The organism is Saccharopolyspora kobensis (assembly GCF_900108315.1).
GTDB lineage: Bacteria > Actinomycetota > Actinomycetes > Mycobacteriales > Pseudonocardiaceae > Saccharopolyspora > Saccharopolyspora kobensis.
The window spans coordinates 209,700-227,630 of record NZ_FNVB01000009.1; the positions used below are offsets into that span (position 1 = coordinate 209,700).

The 17,931-nt window shown below is 70.1% G+C and carries 20 protein-coding genes; 12 read left to right on the top strand and 8 right to left on the bottom strand.

All coding sequences use genetic code 11. The features are described 5' to 3' along the window. The first annotated feature begins 69 nt into the window (after nt 1-69). Complete coding sequence (gene holA, locus C4T78_RS28125; protein ID WP_093351608.1) at nt 70-1,056, top strand: DNA polymerase III subunit delta; 987 nt, start codon at nt 70-72, stop codon at nt 1,054-1,056. A gap of 53 nt (nt 1,057-1,109) precedes the next feature. Here holA and rpsT read toward each other — a convergent pair whose 3' ends face one another. Further along, the gene (rpsT, locus tag C4T78_RS28130; RefSeq protein ID WP_093152258.1) at nt 1,110-1,370 is read right to left on the bottom strand and encodes a 30S ribosomal protein S20; all 261 of its coding nucleotides are present in this window, start codon (nt 1,368-1,370) and stop codon (nt 1,110-1,112) included. A gap of 208 nt (nt 1,371-1,578) precedes the next feature. Here rpsT and C4T78_RS28135 point away from each other — a divergent pair, with 208 nt between their 5' ends. The 3 genes from C4T78_RS28135 to C4T78_RS28145 all read left to right on the top strand — a co-directional run bounded on the left by C4T78_RS28135 (nt 1,579) and on the right by C4T78_RS28145 (nt 3,960). Beyond that, nucleotides 1,579-2,385 carry a TSUP family transporter gene (locus tag C4T78_RS28135; protein WP_093351611.1) on the top strand — a complete coding sequence of 269 codons (807 nt, stop codon included), beginning with the start codon at nt 1,579-1,581 and terminating at the stop codon, nt 2,383-2,385. A gap of 239 nt (nt 2,386-2,624) precedes the next feature. Beyond that, entirely contained in the window at nt 2,625-3,488 is an 864-nt protein-coding gene (locus C4T78_RS28140) for an EamA family transporter (protein WP_093351613.1), read from the top strand. A 91-nt stretch (nt 3,489-3,579) separates the two neighbouring features. Then, nucleotides 3,580-3,960, top strand: coding sequence for a VOC family protein (locus C4T78_RS28145; protein WP_093351616.1), 381 nt, complete (start codon nt 3,580-3,582; stop codon nt 3,958-3,960). 25 nt (nt 3,961-3,985) lie between these two features. Here the strand turns inward: C4T78_RS28145 and C4T78_RS28150 are convergent, their stop codons facing one another. Then, on the bottom strand, nt 3,986-5,548 hold the full coding sequence (locus C4T78_RS28150; RefSeq protein ID WP_093351619.1) for a carboxylesterase/lipase family protein: 1,563 nt from the start codon (nt 5,546-5,548) through the stop codon (nt 3,986-3,988). A 140-nt stretch (nt 5,549-5,688) separates the two neighbouring features. Here C4T78_RS28150 and C4T78_RS28155 point away from each other — a divergent pair, with 140 nt between their 5' ends. Further along, entirely contained in the window at nt 5,689-6,282 is a 594-nt protein-coding gene (locus tag C4T78_RS28155; RefSeq protein ID WP_093351621.1) for a TetR/AcrR family transcriptional regulator, read from the top strand. 4 nt (nt 6,283-6,286) lie between these two features. Continuing rightward, nucleotides 6,287-6,526: a hypothetical protein gene (locus C4T78_RS28160; protein ID WP_093351624.1), complete on the top strand. Its 240-nt coding sequence runs from the start codon at nt 6,287-6,289 to the stop codon at nt 6,524-6,526. 19 nt (nt 6,527-6,545) lie between these two features. Here C4T78_RS28160 and C4T78_RS28165 read toward each other — a convergent pair whose 3' ends face one another. Then, on the bottom strand, nt 6,546-7,529 hold the full coding sequence (locus C4T78_RS28165) for an adenosine deaminase (protein WP_177247558.1): 984 nt from the start codon (nt 7,527-7,529) through the stop codon (nt 6,546-6,548). 60 nt (nt 7,530-7,589) lie between these two features. Then, the gene (locus tag C4T78_RS28170) at nt 7,590-8,177 is read right to left on the bottom strand and encodes a class I SAM-dependent methyltransferase (RefSeq protein ID WP_093351626.1); all 588 of its coding nucleotides are present in this window, start codon (nt 8,175-8,177) and stop codon (nt 7,590-7,592) included. 130 nt (nt 8,178-8,307) lie between these two features. Between C4T78_RS28170 and lepA the strand changes: the two genes are divergently transcribed. Further along, the gene (gene lepA, locus C4T78_RS28175) at nt 8,308-10,158 is read left to right on the top strand and encodes a translation elongation factor 4 (protein WP_093351629.1); all 1,851 of its coding nucleotides are present in this window, start codon (nt 8,308-8,310) and stop codon (nt 10,156-10,158) included. Nucleotides 10,159-10,396: 238 nt separating this feature from the next. Then, on the top strand, nt 10,397-10,567 hold the full coding sequence (locus tag C4T78_RS36570) for a hypothetical protein (RefSeq protein WP_177247559.1): 171 nt from the start codon (nt 10,397-10,399) through the stop codon (nt 10,565-10,567). A gap of 52 nt (nt 10,568-10,619) precedes the next feature. On the opposite strand, the gene zapE is transcribed toward C4T78_RS36570, so the two are convergent. Next, nucleotides 10,620-11,627 (bottom strand): cell division protein ZapE, encoded by a 1,008-nt coding sequence (gene zapE, locus C4T78_RS28180; RefSeq protein ID WP_093351631.1) that lies wholly within the window; start codon nt 11,625-11,627, stop codon nt 10,620-10,622. 68 nt (nt 11,628-11,695) lie between these two features. Here zapE and C4T78_RS28185 point away from each other — a divergent pair, with 68 nt between their 5' ends. Both C4T78_RS28185 and C4T78_RS28190 read left to right on the top strand, forming a co-directional pair. Continuing rightward, complete coding sequence (locus tag C4T78_RS28185; protein WP_093351634.1) at nt 11,696-12,286, top strand: TetR/AcrR family transcriptional regulator; 591 nt, start codon at nt 11,696-11,698, stop codon at nt 12,284-12,286. A gap of 46 nt (nt 12,287-12,332) precedes the next feature. Beyond that, entirely contained in the window at nt 12,333-12,887 is a 555-nt protein-coding gene (locus C4T78_RS28190; RefSeq protein ID WP_143185825.1) for a hypothetical protein, read from the top strand. A 5-nt stretch (nt 12,888-12,892) separates the two neighbouring features. Here C4T78_RS28190 and C4T78_RS28195 read toward each other — a convergent pair whose 3' ends face one another. Together C4T78_RS28195 and C4T78_RS28200 are read right to left on the bottom strand one after the other, a co-directional pair. After that, nucleotides 12,893-13,309 carry a YfbO family protein gene (locus tag C4T78_RS28195; RefSeq protein WP_093351639.1) on the bottom strand — a complete coding sequence of 139 codons (417 nt, stop codon included), beginning with the start codon at nt 13,307-13,309 and terminating at the stop codon, nt 12,893-12,895. A gap of 266 nt (nt 13,310-13,575) precedes the next feature. Beyond that, complete coding sequence (locus C4T78_RS28200) at nt 13,576-15,042, bottom strand: XRE family transcriptional regulator (protein WP_093152223.1); 1,467 nt, start codon at nt 15,040-15,042, stop codon at nt 13,576-13,578. Nucleotides 15,043-15,160: 118 nt separating this feature from the next. Here C4T78_RS28200 and aceA point away from each other — a divergent pair, with 118 nt between their 5' ends. Beyond that, on the top strand, nt 15,161-16,474 hold the full coding sequence (aceA, locus tag C4T78_RS28205; protein ID WP_093351641.1) for an isocitrate lyase: 1,314 nt from the start codon (nt 15,161-15,163) through the stop codon (nt 16,472-16,474). Between the two features lie 257 nt (nt 16,475-16,731). After that, nucleotides 16,732-17,292, top strand: coding sequence for a Uma2 family endonuclease (locus C4T78_RS28210; protein WP_093351644.1), 561 nt, complete (start codon nt 16,732-16,734; stop codon nt 17,290-17,292). Nucleotides 17,293-17,302: 10 nt separating this feature from the next. Here C4T78_RS28210 and C4T78_RS28215 read toward each other — a convergent pair whose 3' ends face one another. Beyond that, nucleotides 17,303-17,923, bottom strand: a complete 621-nt coding sequence (locus C4T78_RS28215; RefSeq protein WP_093351646.1) for a GNAT family N-acetyltransferase — start codon at nt 17,921-17,923, stop codon at nt 17,303-17,305. Between the last annotated feature and the right edge of the window lie 8 nt (nt 17,924-17,931).

A 17,931-nucleotide genomic window follows, 5' to 3' on the forward strand; every position in this document is an offset into this window, starting at 1 on the left:
ATCGCGCGCGGTTCTGGCCAGGCCGATCCAGATGCCGGGATCGTCGCGGGTGCGTGGGACGATGCCTGCATGAGCTCACCGTCCGTGGTCACCGATCCGCTGCACCTGGTGCTCGGCGACGAGGAACTGCTGGTGGAACGCGCGCTGTGGGCGGCGGTCGGAGCGGCCCGCGCGGCGGACCCGGACGCCGAGCTGCGCCGGGTGAAGGTGAGCGAACTCACGCCGCCGGAGCTGGCCGAGCTGTTGAGCCCGTCGCTGTTCGCGGAGGGGCGCGTGCTGGCGGTGGAGTCCGCCCAGGACGCGGGCAAGGAGATCGCCGAAGCCCTGCTGGCCCAGGCCAAGCAGCCGGTCGACGGCGTGACGCTCGTGGTCGTGCACACCGGTGGTGGGCGGTCGAAGTACGCGAAGGAACTGCCCAACGCGCTGCGCAAGCTGGGCGCGCGCGTCACCGAGTGCAACAAGATCACCAAATCCGCCGAGCGGGAGGCCTTCGTCCGCGACGAGGTCCGCCGGGCGGGCGGCAAGGCGGATGCGGCCGCGGTCGCCGCGCTGATCGAGACCGTCGGCTCGGACCTGCGCGAGCTCTCCGCGGCGGCGACCCAGCTGGTCGCCGACACCGGCGGGAAGGTCGACGAGACCGCGGTGCGCCGCTACCACCGGGGACGCGCCGAGGTCACCGGGTTCGCCGTCGCGGAGAAGGCCGTGACCGGCGACCGGGCGGCCGCGCTGGAGGCGTTGCGCTGGGCGGTGCAGCTCGGCGTCCCGCACGTGCTGATCGCCGACGCGCTCGCGGATTCGGTCCGAACCATCGGCCGGGTCGCCGCGGCCGGCGGTCGCAACGACCCGTTCCGGTTGGCCGGTGAGCTGGGCATGCCCGCGTGGAAGGTGAAGAAGGCGCTGGCGCAGTCCAGGGGCTGGACGCCCAAGTCCCTCGCGGCCGCGCTCCAGGCCGTCGCCGAGGTCAACGCCGGGGTCAAGGGCATGGCCGCGGACGCCACCTACGCGCTGGAACGCACCGTCCTGCGCCTGGTCGAACTCCGCAACCAGCGCTCCTGACGAGCGAACGGCCCCTTCCCCGCGCGGGGAAGGGGCCGTTGAGCAGACCGAACTCAGAGCTCGTTGACGCGCTGCGCCAGAGCCGACTTCTTGTTGGCGGCCTGGTTGCGGTGGATGACGCCCTTGCTGGCGGCCTTGTCCAGCTCGCGGCTGGCGGCGCGCTGCAGCTCGATGGCCTTGTCCTTCTCACCGGCGGCAGCGGCCTCGCGGAACTTGCGGATCGCGGTCTTCAGCGAGGACTTCACGGCCTTGTTGCGCTGCCGGTTCTTCTCGTTGGTCTTGATCCGCTTCATCTGGGACTTGATGTTGGCCACTGTTCGCCTCTTTCGCGTCTGTCGAATCGGTCGTGCCGCGCTTGACTCGGCCCTGCCCGGGGGCAGGTTTCCTCCACGGCGGAACGCCGCACGGCACGGTCGACCATGTTAACAGCCGCGACCTGGGCGGATGTCGGCCGGGCGAGCGGGCGCGAGAGCGATCACATCGGCTCGGAACCGGTCCCCGCAGACCATAAGGTCGATCCTCGTGCTGGATGCCCTGAACTGGCCTGGTTTCGCCGATCTCACCCTCGCCGGACTGCTCTTCCTCTGCGCGGCGGCGTTCCTCGCGGGTGCGGTCGACGCCATCGTCGGTGGCGGCGGGCTGATCCAGCTGCCCGCGATGCTGCTGCTCCTGCCGGGCGGCGAGGTGATCTACTCGCTGGCCACCAACAAGGTCGCGGCGATCGCGGGCACCGCCGCGGCCGCCCGCACCTACGCCAAGCGCACGCCGATCGACTGGAGCGCCGCGCTGTCGATGGCGCTGGTGGCGCTGCTGGGATCGCTGGGCGGAGCGATGCTCGCCAACGCGCTGCCCTCGTACGTGCTCAACATCATCGTGCTGGCGGCGCTGGTGGCCGTGGGCATCTACACCTGGCGAAAGCCCGATCTCGGGTCGGTGGACGCGCCGCGCTTCCAGCGCCGCGTCCAGCTGCTCGTGATGCTCGCGGGCGGTGCGGTGATCGGCTTCTGGGACGGCATCGCCGGTCCCGGAACCGGATCGTTCCTGGTGTTCCTGCTGGTGGGCCTGGTCGGCTTCGCCTTCCTCACGGCATCGGCCACGGCGAAGGTGGTCAACGTCGCGACCAACATCGGCGCGCTGATCTTCTTCATCCCGGCGGGCAAGGTGCTCTGGGGCCTGGGAATCCTGATGGCGCTGAGCAACATCGCGGGCAGCGTGCTCGGCGCGATGCTGGCCGCCCGGCGCGGATCCGGTTTCGTGCGCCGGGTCTTCCTGACCGTGGTCGTCGGCCTCGTCATCAGCCTCGGCTGGAAGATGGCCGCCGGCGCGTAGCGGCGATGGTGCCGCAGCCCACAAGATCCTTCAGCCAGGAGGTCCGCGCGGCGTAGCATCACGGCTGGCTGTGCCTAGGGTTCCGCTCCCGCTCCGACGCAGATCGCCACAACCAGGAGCGCGGGGGACCGGTCCGAGCGGCACCGGCGACCGCCGAACGGACGCGGTCGTACATCTGACGGGACAAAAGCCTGGAGGAACCCGGCTGCCGCGCGCCCGCGCGGTGCGGAGAGGGTTCCATGGGTCTGGTCGCCGTTGTTCTCGTCGTGGCCGCTGCGTTCGCCCACGCGGGCTGGAACTTCTTCGCCAAGCGGGCCGGATCGGCAGGCGCCGGTTTCGTCTGGCTGACCGCCACCTGCTCGGCGGTGCTGTACCTGCCGGTGGCCGCCGGGGCGCTGCTGCTGTCCGGCGTTCCGCCGCTGGGCGACTGGGTGCTGGGCGTGCTCGCCAGCGCGGTCGTGCACCTGGCCTACTTCCTGCTGCTGCAGCGCGGTTACGCCGTCGGTGACATGTCGGTGGTCTACCCGCTGGCCAGGGGCACCGGCCCGATGCTGGCGATGCTGATCGCGGTGCTGGTGCTGGGCGAGCGGCCGGGCTGGCTCGGGGTCGCCGGGGGTCTGCTGGTGATCGCGGGAGTGCTGGTGATCGGGCTGTCCGATGGTCTGCCCCGCTCCGGTGCGAGCCTGGCCGGGGTCGGGTTCGGCGTCCTGACCGGTTCACTGATCGCGATCTACACGGTGTGGGACGCCTATGCGGTGACCGGCCTGGCGCTGTCCCCGCTGCTGTACGACTGGGCGAACAACTTCGCCCGCTCCGGACTGCTCGCCCCCTACGCGGCCCGCCGCCGGGCCCAGATCGCCGCGGTCTGGTCCGAGCACCGCGCGGCGGTGCTGGCGGTGGCGCTGCTCTCGCCGCTGGCCTACGTCCTCGTCCTGTTCGCGATGCAGCTCGCCCCGGTGAGCCTGGTGGCCCCGGCCCGCGAGCTGAGCATCGTCATCGCGGGTCTGCTGGCCTGGCGCTTCCTCGGCGAGTCCCAACCCGGCCGCCGCATGGCGGGAGCGCTCGTCGTCCTCACCGGGGTCGTTCTCCTCGGCATCGCCTGATCAGCCCGCGAACCGCTTCGCGGAGCGGAGCGTTCGGTGGCTGCGGCGAGCTGATCCGGCGATTCGCGGTTCGGCCGGGTAGGAATGGGGCATGGATGTCTTGGCCAGCCGGTTGATCCTCCGGCCGCGCGAGCGGGACCGTTCGCTGCGCTTCTACCGGGACGTGCTCGGGTTGGCGATCGCCCGGGAGTTCCCCGGTGGCACGGTGTTCTTCCTCGGGCAGGGGTTGCTGGAGATCTCCGGCAGCGGCGGCCCCGGGCCGAGCCCGGACCAGGTGCTCTGGGTGCAGGTGCGCGATGTGCGGGCGGAGTTCGAGCAGCTCCGCGAGCGCGGCGTCACCGTGCTGGCCGAGCCCGAGTGCAAGCCGTGGGGCCTGCACGAGGCCTGGATCGCCGACCCCGACGGCATGCGAATCGTGCTGGTGGAGATCCCGTCGGACCACCCGCTGCGCGTCGACGTCCGGAACCTCTGACGAGAGTGGAACCGCAACGCCCGGTTCAGCCGATCGCGGTCCAGAACTCGTAGCGGTGCTCGGCGGCGAAGTCCCGGGCCGCGATGCCGCCCGGCCGGCCGGATTCCAGCGCCAAGACCGCATGCCGGTCCCACCGCGCGGCGCCGTCACCGTTGGGATCTCCGGTGGCCGCGAACCGCGTCCAGTAGCCGATCATCTGGACGGCGAGCTCCCGCTGCGCTTGGTCCAGCGGCTCGGCCCAGTCCGCGTTGAACAGGTACGGCAGCTCGGCGGTGTGGTAGGCGCCCATCGGGTAGGGCGGCCGGGGGACTCCTGCGTGCCAGGGCGCTTCCTGCGGTGCGAATTCGTAGCTGTAGGTGGGTGTCCAGCGGGCCAGTGCGGTGGCGGTGTCCAGCGAGGCCTTCGCCCAGCGGTGGTCGGTGATCGCGGCTGATCTCGCCAGGCTCGCGCAACTGTCGTCGTAGCAGCCGTATTCGCCGATCACGGCATCGGCGTGGGCCGGGAACAGCTGCGCCACTTCCGCGCGGTACTGCTCGAAGCTCAGCGGCCGGCCGTTCATCAGCTCCGCGCCCATGGTCATGAAGCGCTCTTCGTCGCGGTTGATGCCGTGCAGCACGGGAACTCGTTCGAACCGGCCGCTTTCCAGCGCGGTCGCCGGGTCCAACGGCAGCGCGGTGCCGCCGAGCGCGGGGCTGAAGTTGTCCCCCTCGGCGACTTCCAGCAGTTCCGGTACCGGTTTGCGCCGCAGGCAGTCCGCCGCTGTCGCCTCATCGGCGCACCCGGCGCGAGCTGCCAGTCCGACTCCCTGCTGCGTGGCGATGGCCCTCGGGCGCGGTGCGGAGGTCGTTTCGGGGGACCACTGAACAGCGCACGGGGCGCTCTGGATGATCGCGCGGTGGAAGAGCCCGGCGGAGCCGGGTGAGACCAGGTTGTCGCACACCGAGAACCCGCCTCCCGACTCGCCGAACAGCGTCACGTTGCCCGGGTCACCGCCGAAAGCCCGCGCGTTGCGCTGGACCCAGCGCAGCGCGGCCTGCTGGTCCTGGAGCCCGTAATCGCCGGTGGCTCCGAGGGCCGGGTGGCTGAGGAAGCCGAAGACGCCGAGCCGGTAGTTGACGGTCACCACGATGACATCGCCCCTGGTCACCAGGGGTGTCGGGTCGTAGCGGTGCCCGACGCCGTCGACGAAGCTGCCGCCGTGGAGGTAGACCATCACCGGTAGCGGCCGGTCCGCGGCCTGCCGCGGTGCGGTGACGTTGAGGTACAAGCAGTCCTCCGTCGTGCTCGGTTCGCCGATCTCCACGCCGACCTGCGGGCACGAGTTGCCCTTGCGCGTCGCATCGCGGGGCGTGTTCCACGGCTGCGCGGGCTGCGGCGGTGCCCAGCGGCGGGAACCGGTGGGCGGGGCCGCGTACGGGATGCCGCTGAAGGACCGGGTCTGCTCGGTCACGGCGCCGCGCACAGGACCGGAATCGGTCAGCACCACCGGGTCGTCCGGCTGTTGCGGTCCGCACGCGGCGAGCCCTGCGGTCAGTCCGGCCGCCAGCAGAACGGCGAACGTCTTCGAATGTCGCGTGCGGCCGGTCATTGGCCGCTCCTCTCCGTCGTGGACCGCCGGGTCGGCGTCCGGTGCGGAGGAACGCTATACAGGATTTGGGCAAACGCGCAATACACTTGTGCAAGGCGATCGTCTGAGGCGTTCGTGCCATCGACTGCTAGGGTCCGGCCATGGGAAACCGCGAGGATCTGCTGGCCGGGGCGAAGCGCTGCTTGCTCGACAAGGGCTACGAGCGCTCGACGGTGCGCGACATCGCGACCGAGGCGGGCGTCAGCATGGCCGCGATCGGCTACCACTTCGGATCCCGCGAGAACCTGCTCAACGCCGCGCTGTTCGAAGCGATGGACGAGTGGGGTGCCGAAGTGGCGCGCACCCTCGGTGCCGAAGGTGGGAGCGACGCCGGGACGGCGGAGCGGTTCGAGGCGATGTGGACGCGGATGATCGATTCGTTCACCAGCCACCGCCCGCTGTGGCTGGCCAGCGTCGAGGCCTTCATGCAGGCCGCGCGCTCGTCGGAGCTGCGCGACCGGCTGGCCGACGGGATGCGGCAGGGCAGGGCGGGACAGGCGGCAGCGCTGCTGGTCACCGCCGAGGGTTCCCTCCCGGACGACCAGGTGCGCAGCCTGGGATCGGTGCACATGGCGCTGCTGTCCGGGGTGATGCTGCAGTGGATGGTCTCGCCCGAGGACGCCCCGAGCGCGGCTGAAGTGGCGCGGGGGCTGCGGGCGCTCTCCGGTGTGGTCTGGCCGGACGCCGAGAACTGAGCGATTGCTCGTTCTCGGCGCCCGGCGAGCCTATGCGGAGGCGCTCGGCGGCAACGTGGTCACCCGGGTCGCCAACGTGGTGCCGGGCGAGTTGGCGTGCTGGTCTACGTCTGCGTCGACGCTCCGACCGTGCGCGACTCCGGAGAACCCGTTCGCGGTGCGCGATCTCGACACCAGCCACCTGGTGCCGCTCACCAGGCCGGGCGAGCTCGCCGATCACCTGGTCGAGCTCGCCCGGGCCTGACGGCGCGCTGCGGCGATCGCTACTCGATCTCGGCGATCAGGGCGTCGCGCTCCGCCTCGGGGAGGAACGAGGCCCGGAAGGAGTCGGCGGCGAACTGGCGCAGCACCGAGTCGTCGAGCTTCAGGGCTTCTTGCAGCGCGGTGAAGTTCTCGCCGACGTAGCCGCCGAAGTAGGACGGGTCGTCGGAGTTGATCGTCACCAGCACGCCGGCCTCCAGCAGTCGCGGTAGCGGGTGCCGGGAGAGCTCCGGCACGCAGCGCAAGCGGACGTTCGACAGCGGGCACACCGTGAGCGGAGTGCGGTCAGCGGCGAGGCGCTTGAGCAGCGCGCCGTCCTCCACCGACCGGATGCCGTGGTCGACGCGCTCCACGCCGAGCACGTCGATGGCCTGCCAGACGTACTCCGGCGGCCCTTCCTCACCGGCGTGCGCGACCACGTGCAGACCTGCTTCGCGGGCCCGGGTGAAGACCGGCTCGAACAGCTGCGGCGGGTGGCCCACCTCGGCGGAGTCCAGGCCGATGCCGTCGATGTGCTCCAAGTGCGGCTGCAACGTCTCCCAGGTCGCCAGCGCTTCCTGCGGCCCGAGGTCGCGCAGGAAGCACGCGATCAGCCGGGTGGAGATGCCGAAGCGCTCCCGGCTGGTCCGCAGCGACTCGGTCAGGCCGGTCAGCACCTCCGCCAGCGGGACGCCGCGGGAGACGTGGGCCTGCGGGTCGAAGAAGATCTCCGCGTGGCGGACGCCCTGCTCGCGGGCCTTGGCCAGGTAGGCGTCGGTGAGGTCGGTGAAGTCCTGCGCGGTGCGCAGCACGGCCATCGACAGGTAGTAGAGGTCGAGGAAGGACTGCAGGTCGTCGAAGACGTACCGGCGGCGCAGGTCGTCCACGGTCGCGAAGGGCAGCTCCACGCCGTTGCGCCGGGCCAGGCCGAACACCAGCTCCGGTTCGATGGTTCCTTCGATGTGCAGGTGCAGCTCGGCCTTGGGCAGCGTCAAGCCCAACGACATCTGGTGGTCCTCCAAAGAGCTCGTCCGGTCGGGTCACCGGCCGTCAACGGTAACGACCGGTCATTCCGGGCGAACGGCGCGGGCCTGCACCTGCGCGCCGGCCCGGCCCGGCGGCTGCCAGGCCCACACCTGCACGTCGGTGAACCCGGCCGCGCGCACGTCCGAGTCGAGCCCGGCGCGTCCACCGGGCAGCCACTGGGCGTGGGTGGACAGCAGCAGAGCGCCACCGGGCCGCAGCACTCGGCGCAGCTCGGTGAGCGCCGCGATCCGGTCGGGCCACAGCTGCACGTTGTTGACGCTCAGCGCCACGTCGAACGCCGCGTCCGGCTGGCCGGTCGACTCGGCGTCGCCGTCCTGCAGCGCCACGTTCGCCAAGCCGGTGCAGCGGTGCGCGGCGGCTTGCCGCATCTGCTCGGAAGGCTCGACGCCCACCACCTGCGCCGCCTGCCCGGCGGCCGCCCGCAGTCCCACACCCGGGCCCGGCCCGACGACCAGCACCCGCTCGGAGCCGGAGAGCCGGGCCAGCCGGACGACCTGCTGCTCGGTCGCCGCGTTGTGGTGGGCCATCAGCCAGCCGCCCACGGTGCCCAGCAAACCGCGCGGGTGACCGAAAGCACGGTCCAGGGCGAACTCCGGAAAACCACTCATACGACCAGCTCAGCACCGTGCGAGCGGCGGTGGCATCGGGGATGACCCGGAGTTGGACATCGGGCACTTGGCGTGTCGTGGGACCATGGGGTGAACCCCCGCACCAGCCGACATCCGCGAGGAACACTGAGTGAGCAGTTTCGCCGACACCACGTTCACGCCCCCGGAGCGGATCCGGAACTTCTGCATCATCGCGCACATCGACCACGGCAAGTCGACGCTGGCCGACCGCATGCTGCAGCTGACCGGTGTGCTGGAGGAACGCGCGTACCGGGCCCAGTACCTCGACCGGATGGACATCGAGCGGGAGCGCGGCATCACGATCAAGGCGCAGAACGTGCGCCTGCCGTGGACCTCCGACGGTGTCGACCACGTGCTGCACATGATCGACACGCCCGGTCACGTCGACTTCACCTACGAGGTCAGCCGGTCGCTGGCCGCGTGCGAGGGCGCGATCCTGCTGGTCGACGCCGCGCAGGGCATCGAGGCGCAGACGCTCGCCAACCTGTACCTGGCGATGGAGCACGAGCTGCAGATCATCCCGGTGCTGAACAAGATCGACCTGCCCGCCGCGGAGCCGGACAAGTACGCCGCCGAGCTGGCGCACATCATCGGCTGCGAGCCGGAGGACGTGCTGCGCGTGTCGGCGAAGACCGGTGAGGGCGTCGACGCGGTGCTCGACGAGGTCGTGCGGCAGATCCCGGCGCCGCAGGGCGATGCCGATGCCCCGCCGCGCGCCATGATCTTCGACTCGGTCTACGACACCTACCGCGGTGTGGTCACCTACATCCGGGTGGTGGACGGCAAGATCACGCCGCGGCAGCGGATCCGGATGATGTCCACCGATGCCACCCACGAGCTGCTGGAAGTCGGCATCATCTCGCCCGAGCCCAAGCCCTCGGCAGGCCTCGGCGTCGGCGAGGTCGGCTACCTGATCACCGGTGTGAAGGACGTCCGCCAGTCCAAGGTCGGCGACACGATCACCTCCGAGCGCAAGGGCGCCGAGGACGCGCTGAGCGGCTACCGCGAGCCCAAGCCGATGGTGTACTCCGGGCTCTACCCGGTGGACGGCACCGACTACCCGCTGCTGCGCGAGGCGCTGGACAAGCTGCAGCTCAACGACGCCGCGCTGACCTACGAGCCGGAGACCTCCGGCGCGCTGGGCTTCGGGTTCCGCTGCGGGTTCCTCGGGCTGCTGCACCTGGAGATCACCCGCGACCGGCTGGAGCGCGAGTTCAAGCTGAACCTGATCTCCACCGCGCCGAACGTGGTCTACGAGGTGGGCATGGAGGACGGCAGCGAGCTGGTCGTCACCAACCCGTCGGACTGGCCGGAGGGCAAGATCAAGGACGTCTTCGAGCCGGTCGCGAAGTGCACCATCATCGCGCCGTCGGAGTTCGTCGGCACGATCATGGAGCTGTGCCAGAGCCGCCGCGGTCAGCTGTCCGGCATGGACTACCTGTCGGAGACCCGCGTCGAGCTGCGCTACACGCTGCCGCTGGCGGAGATCGTCTTCGACTTCTTCGACCAGCTCAAGTCCCGCACCCGCGGCTACGCCTCGATGGACTACGAGGAGTCGGGGATGCAGTCGTCGAACCTGGTCAAGGTCGACATCCTGCTGCAGGGCGAGCCGGTGGACGCCTTCAGCGCGATCGTGCACCGCGACGCGGCCTACGGCTACGGGACGAAGATGGCCACCAAGCTGCGCGAGCTGATCCCGCGCCAGCAGTTCGAGGTGCCGATCCAGGCGGCGATCGGCTCGCGGATCATCGCCCGCGAGACGATCCGCGCGATCCGCAAGGACGTGCTCGCCAAGTGCTACGGCGGTGACATCAGCCGGAAGCGCAAGCTGCTGGAGAAGCAGAAGGAGGGCAAGAAGCGGATGAAGACCATCGGTCGCGTCGAGGTCCCGCAGGAGGCCTTCGTCGCCGCGCTGTCCACCGACGAGTCCAAGGACGACAAGGCCAAGGGCAAGAAGTAGCGAGATCTCCCGCAGGTGCCTTCCTTCCCGGCCGGGGAGGAAGGCACTTGGCGTTCTGGTGGCCTTTTCGCGCTTTCGGGAGTGCTTCGGCCGCAGCGGCTCGCGGTCGCCGATCGTGCGAGGTGGCCACGCTGATCGAGTGAGGCCCCGGGCCAGAAGGGTGCGTGCACGGGCGCGCGGTGGCACCGCGAACCAGACTTCGAGGCGCACACCTCAACCCCGGAATGGAGACTGAGCAATGCGCTTGCGTTCGTTCGTGATCGCAATGTTGGCGGCAACGGGCCTCGGCCTGCTGGGCGGCGGCACAGCCCTCGCCGATGGCGTTCACGACGTCATCGATGGCACTGTCGCCACGACCGACAGCGTCGTCGACCCGGTTCGGAAGCTGGAAGTCACCGTGCTCGGTTGACAGCGCTGATCAGCAGCGAGGCTCCGCATCGCAGGTGCGGGGCCTCCGCTGTTCAGCTGCGGGATTCGAGCAGCGCCAGGCGGCTCTCCGTCCGGTCGGTGTCGCGGCCGCAGGCCAGGGTGCCCGCGATGTCCTGCTGGGCCACCACGTGCAGGGTCGCGTCCTTTTCGGACAGCACGTCCACGAGGTTGGCGAATCGCTGCTGGGCTTCCGCGTCGCGGTGGGTCAACCGCGGAACACCGGTGATCACCCAGGTGCTGAACCGCGCGGCGAGCGCGAGGTAGTCCTTCGTCGAGGTGGCGGTCGCGCAAAGCTCGTCGAAGTCGAACCACACCAAGCCGTCGCGCACGGCCGAAGCGCGCAGGGGCCGTCCGTCGATCTCGATCATCGTTCGTTCGGCTGTGGTGGGGGTGCGGAGCTCCCCGGGCGGCGACGTCGACCAGGTTCCGCTCGCGAAGCCCGGATTCCCGCGCCCGCCGGCTCGTCGGTAGTCCGGGCCGCCGCCGAGCTCGACCACGTTCAGATGCCCTTCGACGAGTTCGATCGCGGGCTGGAACAGGTGGTGGAACAGCGGGTTGGGCAGGAGATCGGCGGGGCGGTAGTTCGACGTGGTCACGAGCGCGACGCGGCGTGCGAGCAGGGCGCGCAGCAGTTTGGTGACCAGTGCGGCATCGCCGGGATCGTGCACGTGGAACTCGTCGAAGCACAGCAGTCGCGTGCCTCCGACGAGCTCGGCGAGCGCGCTGTTCACAGCGTTCGCCCGGTTCGACGCTCGGATGCGCGCGATGATCCGGTGCAGCCGGTCGAAGAAGTCGTGGAAGTGCACTCGCAGCTTGGCCTGGACGGGCACTTCGGCGAAGAACGTGTTCACCAGGAAGCTCTTGCCGCGCCCCACCGGGCCGTGCAGGTACAGGCCGCGCGGTCGGCGGAAGCGCTTCTGCAGGGCGGTGCCCAGTTCGGCGAGTTCGTCGGCCACCAGTTGCTGCACGGCGTCGAGTTCGAAGCCTTCGCGCGCGGCGGCCACGTCGAAGCGTTCGCGCAGATCAGGTCGGTTGCGCATCACCGCTCCTCTACATCCATAGAGCCTCTATGGATGTAGAGTAGCGGTGCTGATGAGGAGGCCGAGCCATGTGTGAGCAGGACCGCCGGACGCGGATCGCCGATGCCGCGATCGAGCTCGTCGCCGAGCACGGCGTCCGGGCGCTGACGCACTTGGCCGTGGACGCGAGGTTGGAGCTGCCGCGCGGTTCCACGTCGTACTACATGCGCACCCGCCGAGCGCTGCTGGAAGCCGCGGTGGCGCGCTTGGCGGTCCGAGCGCGGGCGGACTTCGACGCCTTCGGCGGTTCGGCACCTCCGCCGGATGTTCGTGCTGCGGCCGATCGGATCGCGACCCACCTGGATCGCATGCTGGGGGAGCGGCGCAGCGACACCATCGCGAGATATGCGCTGGTAGCCGAGGTCAACGCGAGCGTTGACCTGCACGAACCACTGGCGCGGGCAGCGTTTTCCCGTCAGCTGGCGGTGGGACTGATGGCGGCCCTGCAAGCGCCGGACCCGGAAGCGGCAGGCGCTGATCTGGTCAGCCTGTGCGAGGGGTTGGTGTTCGACCGGATCATCGGCAGCCGATCGCTGGACGCGCCCGAACCCGGCAGCGCGGCCAGCCGCGCGCAACTCTCCCGCGCGGTCGAAGCATTCCTGCGCGGCGTGCTGGCGTGAAGGTCATGCCCGGTGATGCGTCCGAACGCGGGAGTAGGTTGAACCGGTGCGCGTCAAACCACCTGCTCCGCATTCGTCGTTCCGCGAAGCCTGCACGGCGTTGTTGGACAAGGGTGATTGGTACGGCCTCTACCGGATGGCGATGCAATGGCGGGTCGCCGGTGGTGGCATGTGGACTCCCGACGCGTGGTTGATGGACATCTGCTCGGCACTGCTGCACGGGCAGCCCAAGACCGCCGTCCACTGCTGCGACATGGCGCTCACGACGTGGATCGACCGGCCGCTGGACCGCCGCGTCCTCCAGTACGCCCGCGGTGTGCTGGTGCGCGATCAGGTGGGCGATCCGATCCGCGCCCTCGACGACTTGACCGCCGCGACGGACGGCCCCGAATGGCTGGCCGAGCTTGCGGCCGGAGACCTAGAGCGCGGGAAGGAGCTCGCGGCGCGTTCGCGCGTTCGCGCACCGCGGGTCGGACCGAGCCCGGACTTCACCGGTGAGCACCGGACCGAGGCTGCGCCGCCCGAGCAACCGATGCCCGCCGACGGTGCGATGCCACCGCTGTGGAACATCGCGCTGCCGCACATCCGGTCAACGATCTGAGCTGTTCAGTCCCAGACGACGGAGAGGACGCGGCTTCCGGCCGGGATCTCGGGTTCGTCGCCGGTGTCCTCGGTCGCGTAGCCGTCGATGACGCCGTCCGCTTGCAGCGATTCGGTGTCGAGGAGTTCCGCGATCTCGGCGGCTTCCTTGTCCGTGCAGATCGCGATGGCTTCGGCGACGATTCCGTCGAGGTCGTGGGTGTCGCCGTGCAGCTGCACCCGCACCCAGCGCACGCCGGGTTCCTCCGCCAGCTCGCGGAGCCGCCGTTCGATCTCCCTCAGCTCCGGGCGTCCGTACCCCCACTGGTTCGGCGCCAGGGACGCCTCGTCGGTGTTGCCGGCGAAGAACTCGTCGATGGTGAGCAGCGGGAGGGTGGCGTCATCGGCTTCCGCGCGGGCGAGGACATCGGCGTGCGAGATCACAACCGGCATAGTAGGCAGAACGGGCGACGACCGCGTGCGGAGACGACCGCCGCTCGCGCAGATGCCCTCCCGGCGCGGGATCCCCGATCCAGGAGGGCATCAGCGCGAAGCGCTACGTCAGGGCGCGGATCATCCGGCCGAGAGCTTCGGCCAGCACGTCCGGCACGGTCGCGAAGTTCGGCCTGGGTGTCAACGCGGAGCTCCGCGAGCGGTTGGCGTCGACGGGCGGGCCGCCCGGCCGGGCCTAGCGCGTCGGTCCACATTGGTCAGCTCTGGTGGGCCTCCACGAACGCGTAGACGTCGGCCTCGTCGACGCCGGGGAAGGTGTCGGCGGGGAGCGCGGCGAGCACGTGCGAGTGCGCCCGCGCCGACGGCCACACCATTCCCTCCCAGCGGCTGGCCAGCTCCGCCGGCGGACGCTGGCAGCACTCGCCGTTCGGGCACTTGGACTTGGAGTGGTTGTTGGTGTCGCGGCCGCGGAACCAGCGCGACTCGGCGTAGGGCACGCCGAGCGTGATGGCGAAGTCGCGGCCGCGGCTCGGGTCGACGTGCGCGACGCACCAGTGGGTCGCGCCCGGCTTGTCGGTGTACTGGTAGTAGGTCGAGTAGCGGTCCTGGGAGGCGAACACCTGGCGGCCGGACCAGTACCGGCACATCCGCTGGCCCTCGATCGCGCCGGTCGCGTCGCTGGGGAAGACCAGGCCGTCGTTCTCGTAGGCCTTGTAGATGATGCCGGTCTCGTCGTTGCGCACGAAGTGGCAGACCAGGTCCAGGTACTGGGTGGCCAGGTTGGTGAACCGGTGCGCGGCCATCTCGTAGGACACCGAGAAGACGTCCCGCATGTCCTCCACCGCGAGGTCGCGCTCGGCCTTGGCGTCCTGCAGGAAGGGCACCGCCGTCTGCTCGGGCACCAGCACGGCCGCGGCGAAGTAGTTCGCCTCGACGCGCTGGCGCAGGAAGTCCGCGAAGTCGCGGGGCTGGCTGTGGCCGAGGGTGAGGTGGCCGAGCGTCTGCAGCAGGATGGTCCGCGGGCTGTGCATGCCCAGCGATTCGCGGCGCAGGAAGATCCGGCGGTTCTTCAGGTCGGTGACCGAGCGGACCGACCGCGGCAGGTCGGTGACGAACCGCAGCCCGAAGCCGAGGTGGGTGGCGATCGCCTGGATCTGCCCCTCCGACAGCGGTCCGCCGTGGTAGCCGACCTTGTCCAGGATGCCCGCGGCCGCCTTCTCGATCTCCGGGAAGTAGTTGCCGTGCTCGCGCATCATCCGGCGCAGCTCGGCGTTGGCCTTGCGGGCCTCCTCCGGGGTGGCGACCTGCTTGGTCTCCCGGCGCCTGAGCTCCTCGTAGAGCGCGAGCACGTGCTCCAGCGCCTCGGTGGGCACGCGCTTGCCGACCTTCAGCGGCGGCACGCCCAGCCGCTGGTAGATCGGGTCGAGCTGCGCCTTCTCCACGGCGATCTCCAGCTCGGCGCGCCGGTTCGGCGGCTTCTTGGACAGCAGTTCGTCGACGGAGGTGCCCAGCGCATCGGCCAGCCCGCGCAGCAGCGACAGCTTCGGCTCGCGGTGGCCGTTCTCCAGCAGCGACAGCTGCGACGGCGCGCGCCCGACCCGTTCACCCAGCTCGACGAGGGTGAGCCCGGCGGCGCGGCGCAAGTGCCGCAGGCGCTGACCGAACACCAGAAGGTCGTGTTCCGTCGAAAAATTGCGGTCTTCTTCGCTGGCGAACTCCGTCATGGCGTTGATGCTAGCAGAAAAATCTCGAAAATTACCGCGAAAATCTGGTCGTGTTTGGCCGGAGCGGGGGCAAAACTGGGTTGCAACAGGCCGCAGGAGAGCCCGGAAGGGGAACAAGATGAGCATCCGCGAGCAGGCGAAGCAGGCCGCTGAGGAGCTGCAGCGCGACTGGGACACCAACCCGCGGTGGAAGGGCATCGAGCGCACCCACTCCGCCGAGACCGTGATCCGCCTCCGCGGCTCGCTGCGCGAGGAGCACACCCTCGCCCGGCAGGGTGCCGAGCGGCTGTGGAAGCTGTTGCACGAGACCGACTACGTCAACTCGCTGGGTGCGCTGACCGGCAACCAGGCGGTCCAGCAGGTCCGCGCCGGTCTGCAGGCCATCTACCTGTCCGGCTGGCAGGTCGCCGCCGACGCCAACCTGGCCGGTGAGACCTACCCGGACCAGAGCCTCTACCCGGCGAACTCGGTCCCGTCGGTGGTCCGCCGGATCAACAACGCGCTCAAGCGCGCCGACCAGATCAACTGGTCCGAGGCGCTGGACCCGGAGACGCCGGGCGGTGAGCGCGAGGACATCCACTGGCTGGCGCCGATCGTCGCCGACGCCGAGGCCGGCTTCGGTGGCGTCCTCAACGCCTACGAGCTGATGAAGGGCATGATCACCGCTGGTGCGGCGGGCGTGCACTGGGAGGACCAGCTGGCCTCCGAGAAGAAGTGCGGCCACCTGGGCGGCAAGGTGCTCATCCCCACCAGCCAGCACGTCAAGACGCTCAACGCGGCGCGGCTGGCCGCGGACGTCGCCGGCGTGCCCAGCCTCGTCATCGCCCGCACCGACGCGCAGGCCGCGACGCTGCTGACCAGCGACGTCGACGAGCGCGACCAGCAGTACACCACCGGTGAGCGCACTCCGGAGGGCTTCTACAAGGTGCGCAACGGCATCGAGCCGTGCATCACCCGCGCGCTGGCCTACGCGCCGCACTCGGACCTGATCTGGATGGAGACCTCCACCCCGGACCTGGAGGTGGCGCGCAAGTTCGCCGAGGCGGTCAAGGCGAAGTTCCCGGACCAGATGCTGGCCTACAACTGCTCGCCGTCGTTCAACTGGAAGAAGAACCTGGACGACGCGACGATCGCCAAGTTCCAGCGGGAGCTGGGCCACATGGGCTACAAGTTCCAGTTCATCACGCTGGCCGGCTTCCACTCGCTGAACTACGGCATGTACGACCTGGCCAAGGGCTACGCGGCGGACGGCATGACCTCCTACGTGGAGCTGCAGGAGCGCGAGTTCGCCGCCGAGGCCGACGGCTACACCGCGACCCGCCACCAGCGCGAGGCGGGCACCGGCTACTTCGACCTGATCAGCACCGCGGTCAGCCCGGACTCCTCGACCACGGCGCTGGCCGGTTCGACCGAGGCCGCGCAGTTCCACTGACCGGTTGAGACCGTGGTCGGCGCGCAGCCGGCCACCCGAGACGCACCAGCGGCCCTGTGGCGGGGTGTCGGAAATATCGCGATGGTGCGAGTGGGCGGGAACCCAGGCGTCGGGTTCCCGCCCACTTCTCTTTTGCAGCAGGGGTTTTCAACCCGTTCAGGTGATCATCGGCGCCGGCTGTATCTGTGCGGCACCTTCGCTCCTCTTTATATGCGGGACCTCGAAAACCGGGGCCGCACGAGTGGAGGGAGCACGCGATGTCGATCGATCTTGGTGGCCGTCGGTTCACGGTCCAGGACCTGGAGGCGTTTCCGGAGGACGGGCGCCGGTACGAGCTCGTAGACGGTGAGCTGCTGGTGGGCGCGGCAGCTGGATGGCCGCACCAGGAGGCGCTGGGTGCCCTGTTCGTCCGCCTGCACAGGGCGAGTCCGCCCGCCTACCGGGTGCTCGCCGCGCCGTTCGCGGTGCGGCAGGACCTCTACACCGAGCTGCGGCCGGACCTCGTGGTCGCGCGCTACGCCGATCTGACGTTGAAGAACCTGCAGGCCGCACCGGTGCTCGCGGTCGAGGTCGCATCGCCGAGCAGCAGGCTGAACGACATCAGCCTGCGGAAGGCCGCCCACGCCAGATTGGGCAGCCAGCACTTCTGGCTCGTCGATCCGGACCTGGAGGTGCCCTCGGTGACCGCGTGGGAGCTGGTCGGCGGCAGCGACTACCAGCGGGTGGCGCGGGTGGTCGGCGAGGAGCTTTTCGAACCGGAGCGACCATTCCCGGTCCGGTTCGCCCCCGCCGACCTGGTGGCCGGGCTGCGACCCTGACGCGATCGGATCAGCGCCGGGCCGGGCGCCACATCCCGTACGCGGTCAGGCCGCCGGCGATCGGGAACTCGTGGATCACCCGGAAGCCGAACCGCTCGAAGTGGGCCACTCCGGCGTGCGCCGTGGTTTCCAGGTACACCGGCGTGTCGTGGGTGTCGGCGCGGGCGAGCCCGGACTCCAGCAGCGCGCGGGCGATTCCGCCGCCGCGCGCCTGCGGCGCGGTCGCGAGGGCGAACAGGTGCCAGTGCGGCTCGTCCGGGCGGTGGCTGTCGGTCGCGTTGAACGTCTGGATCGCCCGCGCGGTGTCCCGGAGGCGCCACCGGAAGACGGAGAGCAGTGCGGGGAGGTGGGCGAGGCGCTGGCCGAGAGCGGGTGCCTGGCCACCGGGTCGCTCCCACACCGCCGCGGCCTGCGGCCGACCGTCGGCCACCGCGATCTCGGTGCTGTGGTCGTTGCTGAGCAGCAGGGGAAAAAGCTTGCGCAGCCGGGATTCCCGGTGCGTCCGATCGGGAAGCAGAGAAGCCATGCGGGGCTCGTCGCGGTAAGCGGTGCCGAGCAGCTCCACGAGGCTCGCGGTGTCTTCACCGCCGGCGGTGCGGAGCAGGAGGTCGTCGCGCGTGGTGGTCTGCATGGTTGTTG

Bases quoted from the DNA above. Each gene is read 5' to 3' on its own strand.
- C4T78_RS28215 (WP_093351646.1), bottom strand. From the start codon at position 17,923: ATGCAGACCACCACGCGCGACGACCTCCTGCTCCGCACCGCCGGCGGT.
- holA (WP_093351608.1), top strand. From the start codon at position 70: ATGAGCTCACCGTCCGTGGTCACCGATCCGCTGCACCTGGTGCTCGGC.
- C4T78_RS28170 (WP_093351626.1), bottom strand. From the start codon at position 8,177: ATGAGTGGTTTTCCGGAGTTCGCCCTGGACCGTGCTTTCGGTCACCCG.
- zapE (WP_093351631.1), bottom strand. From the start codon at position 11,627: ATGCGCAACCGACCTGATCTGCGCGAACGCTTCGACGTGGCCGCCGCG.
- C4T78_RS28155 (WP_093351621.1), top strand. From the start codon at position 5,689: ATGGGAAACCGCGAGGATCTGCTGGCCGGGGCGAAGCGCTGCTTGCTC.
- C4T78_RS28150 (WP_093351619.1), bottom strand. From the start codon at position 5,548: ATGACCGGCCGCACGCGACATTCGAAGACGTTCGCCGTTCTGCTGGCG.
- aceA (WP_093351641.1), top strand. From the start codon at position 15,161: ATGAGCATCCGCGAGCAGGCGAAGCAGGCCGCTGAGGAGCTGCAGCGC.
- C4T78_RS28210 (WP_093351644.1), top strand. From the start codon at position 16,732: ATGTCGATCGATCTTGGTGGCCGTCGGTTCACGGTCCAGGACCTGGAG.
- C4T78_RS28200 (WP_093152223.1), bottom strand. From the start codon at position 15,042: ATGACGGAGTTCGCCAGCGAAGAAGACCGCAATTTTTCGACGGAACAC.
- C4T78_RS28185 (WP_093351634.1), top strand. From the start codon at position 11,696: ATGTGTGAGCAGGACCGCCGGACGCGGATCGCCGATGCCGCGATCGAG.
- C4T78_RS28165 (WP_177247558.1), bottom strand. From the start codon at position 7,529: ATGTCGTTGGGCTTGACGCTGCCCAAGGCCGAGCTGCACCTGCACATC.
- C4T78_RS28140 (WP_093351613.1), top strand. From the start codon at position 2,625: ATGGGTCTGGTCGCCGTTGTTCTCGTCGTGGCCGCTGCGTTCGCCCAC.
- C4T78_RS28145 (WP_093351616.1), top strand. From the start codon at position 3,580: ATGGATGTCTTGGCCAGCCGGTTGATCCTCCGGCCGCGCGAGCGGGAC.
- C4T78_RS36570 (WP_177247559.1), top strand. From the start codon at position 10,397: ATGCGCTTGCGTTCGTTCGTGATCGCAATGTTGGCGGCAACGGGCCTC.